This is a genomic window from Corynebacterium sp. HMSC059E07 (assembly GCF_001814395.1).
Taxonomy (GTDB): Bacteria; Actinomycetota; Actinomycetes; order Mycobacteriales; family Mycobacteriaceae; genus Corynebacterium; species Corynebacterium hesseae.
This window is the reverse complement of record NZ_KV816284.1, coordinates 129,222-141,553: the sequence shown is the minus strand read 5'-3', so window position 1 is coordinate 141,553 and position 12,332 is coordinate 129,222. Positions and strand designations below refer to the sequence as shown.

The following is a 12,332-nucleotide window of genomic DNA, read 5'->3' as shown; positions in this document are numbered from 1 at the left end:
GCTAGTCGCTTTCTGCGTCATCGACGTCGCGGGCAAGTTCACGGGCCGCGGCGTTGAAGGTATCGAGAACAGAGAGCAGAGCTTCTTGGGCATTGATGACGCCCACGTTAAGCGCGTGGAAGAGCTGGTCTTCGTTCAGTCCGGCAGTGGTGACGAAGCAGGCGTCACCGCGCAGCTCCACCTCATCCTCGACCAGCCCGACGAGCGCGCGCCCATCGAATGCGCCTGCATTGAACTCATTGCACAGGACGTGGAAGATGGGGAGCATGTCGGCGTTGAGCTGCGTGGAGAGTACGCACTCGATGCGCACGAGGCCCTCTTCCACGGTGATGACCCAGTCCAGATCGTTGAGGCGGGCAACTGCGGCAGTCGCATCCTCCGGGTGCGCAGTGGCCGCCATGTCCAGTTCGGTGCTGTTCAGCGCGGTGAGCACGCGATCCCGGCTCACGGCGGGCAGTGGTGAGCCGGACATGATATCGAAGGGATCGGAACCTACGGATGCATTCTGGTTCGTTGTCGAGTTGTGGCTCATGCTTGCTCCTCCTTATCCCAGGTGACTGCCTGCGGGAAGCGCTGCGCCACGATATCGAAGATTTCCGCGAAGCTGGCGAGCGAGCTCAGCAGGAAGTGGCCCAGCTGGGCCAAGGAGAGGCCTTCGCCCACAGCCATGGCGCGGTTGGCTCCTAGGTGGATTTCCTCGTTTCCCTTTGCATCCTCTTCCACGAGGTAACTCAACGTCGGTGCAACGCTAGCCCAGTTCAGCTCCGCCACGGCGGCGGCCACGTCTTGCTCCAGGTGTGCGGGAAGCGTGCCTTCCCAGGAGGCGAAGGCGCTCAACACGTCACCCTCGGCGTCAAGGTCACAGTGCACAGCGATATGGGGGACACCGGTCTGCAGCACGCGCCGCGCGGCCGGGGAGTTGTCAGCAGCCGCGTCCTCGGCGGCTTCTGGTGCTGCCTCGATGAGTGCATAGTCGGCGTCGATAAGCTCGCACAACTGCGCTAGCCGGTCGATGGTGACCGGCTCAACCACGTGGAGATCGGTCACTGCTGTTCACCCTGGGCGGCCTCGGATCCTTCTCCCGCCTGCGCGGCGGATTCCGAACCGAGCTTGGCCATCTCTTCGGCGGCGGCGACCATGGCGTTCTGGGCGTTGATGACGCCGTCCACGGAGGCGCGCAGTGCGGCCGCGAGTTGTTCGTCAGTCATTCCGGCCGCGCATGGAAGGTCGGCCTCAGTGCGCACGAGGAGCATGCCGTCGAAGTCCGCGATCACCGCGCGGGCACCCATGGCCACGGAGTTGATCTGGTTGGCCGCCAGGAAAAGGCCTGCATCAGCCTTGGCGTAGTTGACGTCCGTCGGCACATCACAGCGCACGATGGCAACGCTCTCCAACACGGCGAACATGCAGGGCAGACCGTTGAGGTTTGCAGTGGCGGCATCGTCGCGGCCGGTGACTGGCTCGAGTTCAATGTCGAAGGTCTTCATCGCCTCGATGATGCGGTCGAGGGTGACCTCCGGCAGTGCGTGCGGGTCTTCGGCGGCGGTGGTTGTCGGATTAGTCATGGTTGTGCTCCTTCCAGGTAACGAGCTGCGGGTACTGCTGTTCAATCCACTCGAAGGACTGCAACACGGCATCCAAGGTAGACATGACGAACGCGCCAAGCTGGTTGCGGGAGGCACCATGTGTCACGTCGAGATCACGCGCACCAGAGACCGCCAAGGCGTTATCGGGCGCCTCGAAGAAGCGGAAAGCCGGGGTGAAATGGTCCTGGTTCCACGCGTTGATGTGCATGAGGAGCGCAGGCCCCTCGGAGGCGGGGACCGAGCCGCGCCACACGGAATCGACGATGAGGGAGGAGCCAACGAGCTGGAAGGCAATGGCGGCGTTTGAGAAACCGGTGCGCAGAAGGTTGACCGTCTGGCCGTCCTGGGTCTTTTGCTCTTCGATGCGGTACTCCAAGTTCTCTGACTCAAAGATCTCCGCGATGCGCTCGAGGGTGACTTCCTCGATGGGGGTGTCGGGCTGCAGCTGGCGCTGCTGCGCGTCGTCGTGATTAGTGGTGTCCGTCAATTCTTCTACTCACTTTGCTACTTGCTACATATTTCTTAATCTTTTCCGGCCCCGACACTACCGGAGCCGTCCGCCTCGGGTGCGCAGGTGGGGGCATCGACGAGCTGTTCGCCGCCGAGTTCGTGGGCAAGTGCTGGTTTTAACTCTGGGTAGCGGAAGACGTGGCCCAGATTCTCCAGTCGGCTGGGCACCACCTTCTGGTTAGCCAGTGCGAGCTCGCGTGCGCCTTCCTTACCCAGCAGCAGGGCGGGCCCGACGCTGGGAATGGGGATGAAGGTGGGACGGTGGAGCAGGGCGCCGAGGGCGTCGACATAGTCTCGGTTGAGCACCGGCTGCGGGGAGACCCCGTTGATCGCGCCCTGCCACTCTGAGTCGAGCGCGGCGCGGACAAACATGTCTGAAAGATCGTCCTGTGCAACCCAGCTATTCCACATGGTGCCCTTGCCGAACGCGCCGCCGAGTCCAGTAGAAAACAATGCACGCAGCAGCGGGAGGATACCCGCGTTGGCTGATTGCACTATGCCGGTGCGCAGGTTCACCACGCGCTTTCCCGCCTCGCGCGCCGGCGCGCAGGCCTCCTCCCACGCCCCCACGACGTCGGCGAGGAAACCATCCCCACGCTCCGATTCTTCGGTGAGATCCTCGTCGCCCCGGTCCGGACCGTAGATGCCGATGGCGGAGGCGCAGATCATCGCTGACACGGACGGTGTCTGGGCTACAAGCTGGGCCAACAGGTGAGTGGGGCCCACGCGCGAATCCCGGATCGCCTCCTTGTGAGCGGTGTTAAAACGACCGAAGATTGGCTCCCCGGCTAGGTGGATGAGAACATCGACTCCCTCTAACAAATCCTTGGCGGGAATGTTTGGGCGCCACAAGCGCTCGCCGGCGCCCGGGGAGGAGCGCACTAGAGGCACGACGGTATGGCCCAAGGTGCCAAGCTGCGCGGCCACAGCAGCGCCAACCGTCCCGTGCGTTCCCGTAATCGCTATTGTGCGGGGCTCGGCGTTGAGCTCACCGAGCCGTTGGGCAAAGCGAAAGTCTTCGATGAGCTGTTGCTGACGGTAGGCAAAGACCGACTCCACCGCACCCGTGGGAATGCGTGTGTCCACCTTGTCGGTGATGAGTGTGCCTTCCGGGTGATCCTCAAAGAAGTGCTCATGGCGCCAGTTCGCCAGCGAACGGAAGGGGGCGTTGATGCACAGATCCGCAAAGGAACGCCGCGGCTGGTACCTACTCAAATCATGCCGGGCAACCCATTTCAGGCCGCCAGGCAAGCTCAAGACCGATGTTCCGTCTGCCAGTGACTCGGCCTGCTGCAGGGGAGACATGAATCCAAATGGCGCGGTGAGGCGGGCGAGCGCCCCGGGGCGGGTGTGCCATTGCCATACCTCTCCGCGCGGGGCTGGAACAACGTGCTGGGTAGTAAAACTCACTGTCTATGGACCTGCCTCAGAAAATTCGGGGGTGCGAGGGCGTATACAGCACGGATGAAGAGTGCTATGGTTGGGGCTGGCTTTCAAGCATAGACAAGTCCTATTAACCATTGTCCGACATCCTTTAAAGACCGCACCGTGAGGCGGGGAAGGAGGTCACGATGAGTGAAACCGGCACCCACGCGGAGTCCAACGAGCTGCTGAGCTCGAAAGACGTCGCGCGTACTGTCGCACGCATCGCGCACCAGATCATTGAGAAAACGGCGCTTGATTCGAGTGAATCTCCTCGGGTCCTGCTCTTAGGCATTCCCTCTGGTGGCGTGCCTTTAGCGCAGCGCCTTGCCGAAAAGATTGAGGAATTCTCCGGGGTGGAGGTTCCCTGGGGTTCCCTGGACATCACGTTGTATCGCGACGATCTATATGCCCGCCCGCACCGGGCATTGCAGCCCACCACAGTCCCAGCCGGTGGTATCAACGGCGCCACGGTCATCCTTGTTGATGATGTGCTGTACTCCGGCCGCACCATCCGCGCCGCGCTGGACGCCCTGGCAGATATCGGGCGCCCCGACATTATCCAACTTGCCGTCCTCGTGGACCGCGGGCACCGCCAGGTGCCCATCCGCGCCGATTACGTGGGCAAGAATATCCCCACTGCGCGCGACGAGGACGTCACCGTCTACAACGCCGACATCGACGGCCGGGATGCCGTCGTTCTTACCCGCTTCACTGCACAGCCCGGCAAGGAGGCATAAATGAAGCACCTCATTAATATCGCCGACCACAGCGCCGAGGAAATCCTTGGGCTCATGGATGAGGCCGACCGTTTCCGGGAAGCCTTGGACGGCCGCGAAGTCAAGAAGTTGCCGACTCTGCGCGGGCGAACCGTGTTTACGTTGTTCTATGAGAACTCCACCCGTACTCGTTCCTCCTTTGAAACGGCGGGAAAGTGGATGTCGGCGGATGTCATCAACCTGTCTGCGTCGACGTCTTCGGTGAAGAAGGGCGAGTCCCTCAAGGACACTGGCCTGACGTTGACCTCCATCGGCGCCGATGCCATCATCATCCGCCATCCTTCCTCCGGTGCGGCGCAGCAGCTGGCCGGTTGGGTAGCACCGGGAGGACAGGGACCGAGCGTGATTAACGCCGGCGATGGTGCCCACCAGCACCCCACGCAGGCGCTTCTCGACGCCGTCACGATGCGCCAGCGGCTACACCTTGGTACGGATCGCTCCGCCTCTGGCACCGGCTTCGAGGGCCTGAACGTCACCATCGTCGGTGACTGCCTGCACTCCCGCGTCGTGCGCTCCAACGTGGACCTGCTGTCGACGTTGGGCGCTGAGGTTACGCTTGTCGCTCCGCCGACGCTACTGCCCTTTGGCGTCGACACCTGGCCGGTACGCGTCTCCCATGACTTCGACTCCGAGGTGGCCAAGGCCGATGTCGTCATGATGCTGCGCGTCCAAGCTGAGCGTATGAACGGCGGCTTCTTCCCCTCGCACCGCGAGTATGCGGCTCTTTACGGGATGTCCAAGGAACGCGCTGCTGCCATGAAGAAGGACGCCATCATCATGCACCCGGGCCCCATGGTCCGCGGCATGGAAATCAACTACGCGGTGGCTGACTATGACAACACCGCAGTGCTCCAGCAGGTCCACAACGGTGTCCACGTGCGCATGGCCACCCTCTTTACGCTGCTCACCAACGGCGAGAACGCCGGTATCTAAAACGAGTTATCTCATAAATCAACGAGGAGAGCTTTTCAGAAACCATGACTACTTATCCAGACACCGGCGTGCTCTCTGCTCCCGCGGCGGGCACCTTGCTCATCACCAATGTTCGCCCCTATGGGGAAGGGGAACCCACTAACATCCTGATCAAGGATGGCGTCATCGAGGCGATCGGCGCCGCCGATATCACCCCAGCGGAAGGCGTCGACCGCACCATCGACGGGGGCGGCAACGTGCTGCTCCCGGGATTGGTGGACATGCACGTCCACCTGCGTGAGCCCGGCCGCGAGGACACAGAAACCATCGAGACCGGCTCGCGGGCCGCCGCCAAGGGTGGGTTTACTGCCGTGTTCACCATGGCGAATACCTCCCCGGTCACGGACCAGCCGATCATCGCGGAGTCCGTTTGGGCCAAGGGCCAGGCGCGCGGTTTGTGCGACGTCCATCCGGTTGGCTCCATCACGAAGGGCTTGGAGGGCAAAACGCTGACCGAGTTCGGCATGATGGCCCGCTCGGATGCAAAGGTGCGCATGTTCTCGGACGACGGCAAGTGTGTCCAGGACCCGCAGCTCATGCGCCGTGCGTTGGAATACGCCAAGGGGCTCGACGTCCTGCTGGCCCAGCACGCAGAGGATCACCGTATGACCGAAGGCGCGAGTGCCCATGAGGGCGAGGTTGCCGCCCGCCTGGGTCTGCGCGGCTGGCCGCGCGTGGCTGAGGAATCGATCGTGGCGCGCGACGCACTGCTCGCGCGTGACTACGGTAACCGCATGCACATCTGCCACGCTTCGACGAAGGGCACAGTCGAGCTGCTCAAGTGGGCTAAGGAGCAGGGGATTCCGCTGACCGCTGAGGTGACCCCGCACCACCTGCTGCTGACCGATGACAAGCTGGTGACCTATGACGGCGTCTTCCGCGTCAACCCGCCGCTGCGCGAGGAATCCGACACCCTGGCCCTGCGCCAGGCATTGCTCGACGGGCTTATCGACGTCGTGGCAACGGACCACGCCCCGCACGGCAGCGAAGACAAGTGTGTCGAGTTCGAGCACGCCAAGCCGGGCATGCTGGGACTTGAATCCTCCCTGGCGGTCATCGCCAAGCTCTTTGTCGCCACTGGTCTGGCGGATTGGCGCTTCGTTGCTCGCGTCATGTCGGAGCGTCCGGCGGAGATTACCCGCCTGCCCGGCCATGGTCGCCCGATTGCGGTCGGCGAGCCGGCCAACCTCACCATCGTTGATCCGGAACATGAGTGGGTATCAGATTCCACCCGCCTGGCCTCGAAGTCGGAGAACAACCCCTATGAGGGGGAGGAGTTTGGCGCGCGCGTTACCTACACCATCCTGCGCGGCGCGGTGACCTATGACCTCTCTGCTGAAAGTGGTGACGAGGCAGACGAATAATCGGGATAATCGAGAGTCAGAGTTGCTCAACCCGAGTACCCAACGCTCATAGCCAACACAACCAACCCTTCACCGACAAAATCACTGAAAGGTTTAACGCACAGTGACTTCCACTAGCACCACCCCCGCCATTCTGGTCCTCGCCGATGGCCGTACTTTCCGTGGCTTCGGCTTCGGCGCCACGGGCACAACCCTGGGCGAGGCCGTCTTTACTACCGCCATGACTGGCTACCAAGAGACCATGACTGACCCGTCTTATCACCGTCAGATCGTGGTTGCCTCCGCGCCCCAGATTGGTAATACGGGCTGGAACGATGAGGACAGCGAGTCCCACGGCGACCAGATTTGGGTTGCCGGCCTGGTTATCCGTGACCTTGCCCGCCGTGTTTCCAACTGGCGCGCCGCCCGTTCCCTGCCGGAGGAGATGGAGAAGCAGGGAATCATCGGCATCGGCGGAATTGATACCCGTACCCTGGTGCGTCACCTGCGTAACCACGGCTCCATTAAGGCCGGCATCTTCTCCGGCGAGGCAGCTGAGCGGGACGTTGAGGAGCTCATCGCTGAGGTCAAGAACCAGCCGTCTATGGCCGGTCTTGACCTGTCCGAAGAAGTATCGACTGATGAGGTCTACACCTTCCCGGCCGTAGGGGAGAAGCGCTTTACTGTCGTGGCCTATGACATGGGAGTCAAGACCGCGACCCCGAAGAACTTTGCTGAGCGCGGCATCGAAACCATCGTGGTTCCAGCCAACACCCCCTTCGAGAAGATCAAGCAGTACAACCCGGATGGAGTGTTTGTCTCCAACGGTCCGGGCGACCCGGCTACCGCTGACACCATGGTGGGCATCGTGCGCGATATCCTTGCTGCCAAGTACCCCTTTTTTGGCATCTGCTTTGGCAACCAAATCCTCGGCCGCGCGCTGGGTATGGACACCTACAAGCTGAAGTTCGGCCACCGCGGTATCAACGTCCCGGTGCGCAACCAGCTCACCGGCAAGCTCGACATCACCTCGCAGAACCACGGCTTCGCCCTGGCCAGCCCCTCGGGCAAGGAGAACCCGGCGGGCGAGGAGTTCGATACTGACTTCGGCCCGGCAGTTGTGTCCCACACCTGCCTCAACGACAACACCATCGAGGGCGTGGCGCTCAAGAACGGCATGGCCTACTCCGTGCAGTACCACCCTGAGTCCGCTGCTGGCCCGCACGATGCTAACCCGCTCTTTGACCAGTTCATCGAGCTCATGACTGAGAAGTCCCCGAACAAGTAGAACGCAACCAGGAAGAGGAAGAAGAAACTAATGCCAAAGCGCAACGACATCAATCACGTCCTGGTTATCGGCTCCGGCCCGATTGTTATTGGCCAGGCCTGCGAGTTCGACTACTCCGGTACCCAGGCCTGCCGCGTGCTCAAGGAGGAAGGCCTGCGCGTAACGCTGGTCAATTCCAACCCGGCAACGATTATGACCGACCCGGAGTTCGCAGACCACACCTATGTGGAACCCATCGAGCCCGAGTTCATCGAGAAGATTTTCCAGAAGGAAAAAGAAGAGGGCAATCCTATCGACGCCGTGCTGGCAACCCTCGGTGGCCAGACCGCCCTCAACGCCGCCGTACAGCTGGACCGCCTGGGCATCCTGAAGAAGTACGATATCGAGCTCATCGGTGCCGATATCGACGCCATCGAGCGCGGCGAGGACCGCCAGAAATTCAAGGACATCGTGGCCTCCATCGGCGGCGAATCCGCGCGCTCCCGCGTCTGCCACACCATGGATGAGGTTCACGAGACTGTCGCCGAGCTCGGCCTCCCGGTCGTTGTACGCCCATCGTTTACGATGGGCGGCCTGGGCTCTGGTCTGGCCTTCAACGAGGAGGACCTCGACCGTATCGCCGGCGGCGGCCTGGCCGCCTCGCCGGAAGCGAACGTCCTCATCGAGGAGTCCATCCTGGGCTGGAAGGAGTTCGAGCTTGAGCTCATGCGCGATGGCGACGATAACGTCGTGGTCATCGCCTCCATCGAGAACGTCGACGCCCTTGGCGTCCACACCGGTGACTCCGTCACCGTAGCCCCGGCCTTGACCTTGACTGACCGCGAGTACCAGAAGATGCGCGACCAGGGTATCGCCATCATCCGCGAGGTCGGCGTCGACACCGGCGGCTGCAATATCCAGTTCGCTGTGAACCCGGATGATGGCCGCATCATCACCATCGAGATGAATCCGCGTGTGTCCCGCTCTTCGGCGCTAGCTTCTAAGGCCACCGGTTTCCCGATTGCCAAGCTGGCTGCCAAGCTGGCTATCGGCTACACCCTGGACGAGGTTCGTAACGACATCACCGGCGTGACCCCGGCCGCCTTCGAGCCGACGCTGGACTACGTCATCGTCAAGGCCCCTCGCTTTGCCTTCGAGAAGTTCCCGGGCGCTGATGACACCCTGACCACCACGATGAAGTCTGTGGGCGAGGCCATGGGCATTGGCCGCAACTACATCTCCGGCCTCAATAAGGTCATGCGCTCGCTGGAGGGCAAGCCTTCTGGTTTCTGGACCAAGCCGGATGAGTATTTCGCCGGTGAGCGCGCCACCGACCTCGACGCCGTGCTCAAGGATCTAGAGCGCCCGACCGAGGGCCGTATGTACGACATCGAGCTGGCGCTGCGTTTGGGTGCTACCGTTGAGCAGCTCCACGAGCACTCCCACCTGGACCCGTGGTTCTTGGCGGAGCTCGAAGCACTCGTGCAGTTCCGCGAGGAGCTCGAGAACGCCCCAGTGCTCGACGCGCAGTTGTTGCGCCGCGCCAAGGTCTTTGGCCTCTCAGATGCCCAGATTGCCGCGCTTCGCCCGGAGTTCGCCGGTGAGGATGGCGTGCGTTCCCTGCGCTGGTCCCTGGGTATTCGCCCGGTCTACAAGACCGTTGATACCTGTGCGGGCGAGTTCGAGGCACAAACCCCGTACCACTACAGCACCTACGAGATGGATCCGAACGCGGAATCCGAGGTTCGAGCCAGTTCCGAAAAGACCAAGGGCAAGGTCATCATCTTGGGCTCCGGCCCGAACCGCATCGGTCAAGGCATCGAGTTTGACTACTCCTGCGTGCATGCCGCGCTGGAGCTCTCCCGCGAGGGCTATGAGACGGTCATGGTCAACTGCAACCCAGAGACAGTTTCGACGGACTACGACACTGCAGACCGCCTCTACTTCGAGCCCTTGACCTTCGAAGATGTCATGGAGGTCTACCACGCAGAGGCCGCCTGTGGTGAGGTTGCCGGTGTCATCGTCCAGCTGGGCGGGCAGACCCCGCTGGGCTTGGCCGAGCGCCTGACGGCCGCGGGTGTTCCGGTCGTCGGAACCTCTGCCGCCGCCATCGACCTGGCGGAAGACCGCGGCGAGTTCGGTAAGGTGCTTGCCGCTGCCGAGCTTCCAGCACCGGACTTCGGCACCGCTACCTCCTTCGATGAGGCCCGCGAGGTCGCCGCGAGCATCGGCTACCCAGTGCTGGTCCGCCCGTCCTACGTGCTGGGCGGCCGCGGCATGGAGATTGTCTATGACGAAGACTCCCTGCGTGACTACATCGAGCGCGCCACCGAGATCACCTCGGATCACCCGGTGTTGGTGGACCGCTTCCTCGACAACGCTATCGAGATCGACGTCGACGCGCTGTGCGACGGCGAGGAGGTCTACCTCGGCGGAGTCATGGAGCACATCGAGGAGGCGGGTATCCACTCCGGCGACTCCTCCTGCGCCTTGCCGCCGATGACGCTCGGCCGGGAGGATGTTGAAAAGGTGCGGGAGTCGACGCGTCGTCTAGCGCATGGTATCGGCGTCAAGGGCCTGATGAACGTCCAGTACGCGCTTAAGGACGACACCCTCTACGTCATTGAGGCCAACCCGCGCGCGTCCCGTACGGTGCCGTTCGTGTCCAAGGCCACCGGTGTGCCGATGGCTAAGGCCGCAGCGCGCGTCATGCTCGGCGCGTCCATCGCGCAGCTCAAGGATGAGGGAATCATCCCGTCCACTTATGACGGCGGCTCCCTGCCCATTGAGCACCCGATTGCGGTTAAGGAAGCCGTGCTGCCGTTCAACCGCTTCCGCCGCCCGGACGGTCAGCTGCTTGACACGCTGCTCTCTCCGGAGATGAAGTCCACCGGTGAGGTCATGGGCTTGGCCGACAACTTCGGCGCAGCTTATGCCAAGGGTGAGATGGCCGCCTTCGGCGAGCTGCCGACGGAGGGCACGGTCTTCGTGTCTGTGGCCAACCGCGACAAGCGCACGCTGATCTTCCCGATTCAGCGCCTGGCCTACATGGGCTACACCATCGTCGCCACGGCAGGCACCGCGCAGATGCTGCGCCGCAATGGCGTGGAGTGCGAGGTGGCAGTCAAGGTCTCCGAGGCTGAGGAGGGACAAGAGTCTATCGTCGACGCCATCCTGGCCGGCAAGGTCGACCTCATCCTCAACACCCCGGCCGGTTCGGCCGGCGCACGCCACGACGGCTATGACATTCGCGCCGCGGCAGTATCCGTCGGGGTTCCGCTGGTGACGACCGTCCAGGGCGTTACCGCGGCGGTGCAGGGCATCGAGGCGCTGCGTCAGGGAGATCTTAAGGTACGCGCGCTGCAGGAGCTCAAGCATGACCCAGCCAACTAATGCTGCACCTACCTTTGGCGATCGCCTTGTCGCCGCCGGTAGGCAACGAGGGCGTCTGTGCGTAGGTATTGACCCACACCCACACCTCCTGGAGGCGTGGGGCCTGTCAGTCGACGTCGACGGCCTGCGCACCTTCAGTATGCGTTGCGTAGAGGCATTCGCCGACACGGCAGCTGTAGTCAAGCCGCAAGTGGCGTTCTTTGAGCGCTGTGGTTCGCGCGGATTCGCCGTCCTCGAAGAGGTTCTGGCAGCACTGCGCGAGCAAGGCTGCCTGAGTCTGGCCGATGCTAAACGCGGCGATATCGGCTCCACCATGGCGGGTTATGCCGAGGCCTGGCTGGGGGAGGACTCGCCGTTGCGCGCGGACGCGGTGACGGTATCGCCTTACCTCGGTGTGGGAGCGTTGAGTCCTGTCTTCGATATTGCGGAAAAGACCCGTGCTGGTGTCTTCGTCCTTGCGGCGACCTCCAATCCGGAGGCCGTAGCGTTGCAATCGCTGAGCGTCGATGGCCGCAGCGTCGCGCAGCGCGTCGTGGATGAACTCGGACAGCGCAATGCCGCGGCAATGGTCATGGATGACGCTGTGGGAGCGCTCGGAGTGGTTGTCGGTGCGACACTCGACGCGCCGCCGGTATTAGACCATTTACATGGTCCGGTTCTTCTTCCGGGCGTGGGCGCGCAGGGCGCGACTCCGGCTGATGTTAGGCAACTCACCTCCGCGGCACCCGAGCTGGGCTTTGCCAACGTCTCCCGAGCCATCCTTTCGGCGGGCCCAGACGTTGCTGACCTGCGCAAAGCCGTAATTGATACGGCTGCCGAGTTCCGAGACTAAAGAGCTCGGTCTCAAACGGCGCGCTGGATTAACAGGCGCGCCGTTTACCTGGTATTTTGTTTAAGGCATGTGCGTTGACGTGCAGGAACCTTTAATAGAAAGGGGCCGGGTTACGTCATCGCGTACAGACCAGTGCTAGGATTGCCAGAAGTCGGTTCGCGGCGGTAGCAAAAGCTACCCCGCGCTGGGGAAATCTTCCCACCGTGAGCCGAGATTCTGGTGTTAGCC

At 62.6% G+C, this 12,332-nt stretch carries 11 protein-coding genes; 6 read left to right on the top strand and 5 right to left on the bottom strand.

Going from position 1 to position 12,332, the window contains the following annotated elements:
• Window position 1: 1 nt before the first annotated feature.
• The 5 genes from HMPREF2967_RS03450 to HMPREF2967_RS03430 are packed head-to-tail and all read right to left on the bottom strand — an operon-like array spanning window position 2 to window position 3,506.
• The gene (locus HMPREF2967_RS03450) at window positions 2-532 is read right to left on the bottom strand and encodes a hypothetical protein (protein WP_070524349.1); all 531 of its coding nucleotides are present in this window, start codon (window positions 530-532) and stop codon (window positions 2-4) included.
• Window positions 529-1,047 carry a hypothetical protein gene (locus HMPREF2967_RS03445; RefSeq protein ID WP_070564385.1) on the bottom strand — a complete coding sequence of 173 codons (519 nt, stop codon included), beginning with the start codon at window positions 1,045-1,047 and terminating at the stop codon, window positions 529-531. Before HMPREF2967_RS03445 ends, HMPREF2967_RS03450 begins: the two co-directional genes overlap by 4 nt.
• Window positions 1,044-1,565, bottom strand: coding sequence for a YbjN domain-containing protein (locus tag HMPREF2967_RS03440; RefSeq protein WP_070564388.1), 522 nt, complete (start codon window positions 1,563-1,565; stop codon window positions 1,044-1,046). Before HMPREF2967_RS03440 ends, HMPREF2967_RS03445 begins: the two co-directional genes overlap by 4 nt.
• Window positions 1,558-2,073, bottom strand: coding sequence for a YbjN domain-containing protein (locus tag HMPREF2967_RS03435; protein ID WP_070564391.1), 516 nt, complete (start codon window positions 2,071-2,073; stop codon window positions 1,558-1,560). Before HMPREF2967_RS03435 ends, HMPREF2967_RS03440 begins: the two co-directional genes overlap by 8 nt.
• Before the next feature lie 35 nt (window positions 2,074-2,108).
• Window positions 2,109-3,506 carry a TIGR01777 family oxidoreductase gene (locus HMPREF2967_RS03430; protein ID WP_070684999.1) on the bottom strand — a complete coding sequence of 466 codons (1,398 nt, stop codon included), beginning with the start codon at window positions 3,504-3,506 and terminating at the stop codon, window positions 2,109-2,111.
• 161 nt (window positions 3,507-3,667) lie between these two features.
• Between HMPREF2967_RS03430 and pyrR the strand changes: the two genes are divergently transcribed.
• The 6 genes from pyrR (at window position 3,668) to pyrF (ending at window position 12,104) form a co-directional block, all read left to right on the top strand.
• Window positions 3,668-4,258 carry a bifunctional pyr operon transcriptional regulator/uracil phosphoribosyltransferase PyrR gene (gene pyrR / locus HMPREF2967_RS03425; RefSeq protein WP_070532978.1) on the top strand — a complete coding sequence of 197 codons (591 nt, stop codon included), beginning with the start codon at window positions 3,668-3,670 and terminating at the stop codon, window positions 4,256-4,258.
• On the top strand, window positions 4,259-5,230 hold the full coding sequence (locus HMPREF2967_RS03420) for an aspartate carbamoyltransferase catalytic subunit (RefSeq protein ID WP_070564397.1): 972 nt from the start codon (window positions 4,259-4,261) through the stop codon (window positions 5,228-5,230). It begins immediately after the preceding gene.
• A gap of 44 nt (window positions 5,231-5,274) precedes the next feature.
• Complete coding sequence (locus HMPREF2967_RS03415) at window positions 5,275-6,633, top strand: dihydroorotase (RefSeq protein ID WP_070564400.1); 1,359 nt, start codon at window positions 5,275-5,277, stop codon at window positions 6,631-6,633.
• A 103-nt stretch (window positions 6,634-6,736) separates the two neighbouring features.
• Window positions 6,737-7,900 (top strand): glutamine-hydrolyzing carbamoyl-phosphate synthase small subunit, encoded by a 1,164-nt coding sequence (gene carA, locus HMPREF2967_RS03410; protein ID WP_070564404.1) that lies wholly within the window; start codon window positions 6,737-6,739, stop codon window positions 7,898-7,900.
• A gap of 30 nt (window positions 7,901-7,930) precedes the next feature.
• Window positions 7,931-11,272 (top strand): carbamoyl-phosphate synthase large subunit, encoded by a 3,342-nt coding sequence (gene carB, locus HMPREF2967_RS03405; protein ID WP_070684997.1) that lies wholly within the window; start codon window positions 7,931-7,933, stop codon window positions 11,270-11,272.
• Window positions 11,256-12,104 (top strand): orotidine-5'-phosphate decarboxylase, encoded by an 849-nt coding sequence (gene pyrF / locus HMPREF2967_RS03400; protein WP_070596569.1) that lies wholly within the window; start codon window positions 11,256-11,258, stop codon window positions 12,102-12,104. Before carB ends, pyrF begins: the two co-directional genes overlap by 17 nt.
• The last annotated feature ends 228 nt before the right edge of the window (window positions 12,105-12,332 follow it).

What these genes read in the sequence shown, in the direction of transcription:
- HMPREF2967_RS03450 (WP_070524349.1), bottom strand. Translation starts at nt 532, where the DNA reads ATGAGCCACAACTCGACAACGAACCAGAATGCATCCGTAGGTTCCGAT.
- HMPREF2967_RS03420 (WP_070564397.1), top strand. Translation starts at nt 4,259, where the DNA reads ATGAAGCACCTCATTAATATCGCCGACCACAGCGCCGAGGAAATCCTT.
- carB (WP_070684997.1), top strand. Translation starts at nt 7,931, where the DNA reads ATGCCAAAGCGCAACGACATCAATCACGTCCTGGTTATCGGCTCCGGC.
- pyrF (WP_070596569.1), top strand. Translation starts at nt 11,256, where the DNA reads ATGACCCAGCCAACTAATGCTGCACCTACCTTTGGCGATCGCCTTGTC.
- HMPREF2967_RS03415 (WP_070564400.1), top strand. Translation starts at nt 5,275, where the DNA reads ATGACTACTTATCCAGACACCGGCGTGCTCTCTGCTCCCGCGGCGGGC.
- HMPREF2967_RS03440 (WP_070564388.1), bottom strand. Translation starts at nt 1,565, where the DNA reads ATGACTAATCCGACAACCACCGCCGCCGAAGACCCGCACGCACTGCCG.
- pyrR (WP_070532978.1), top strand. Translation starts at nt 3,668, where the DNA reads ATGAGTGAAACCGGCACCCACGCGGAGTCCAACGAGCTGCTGAGCTCG.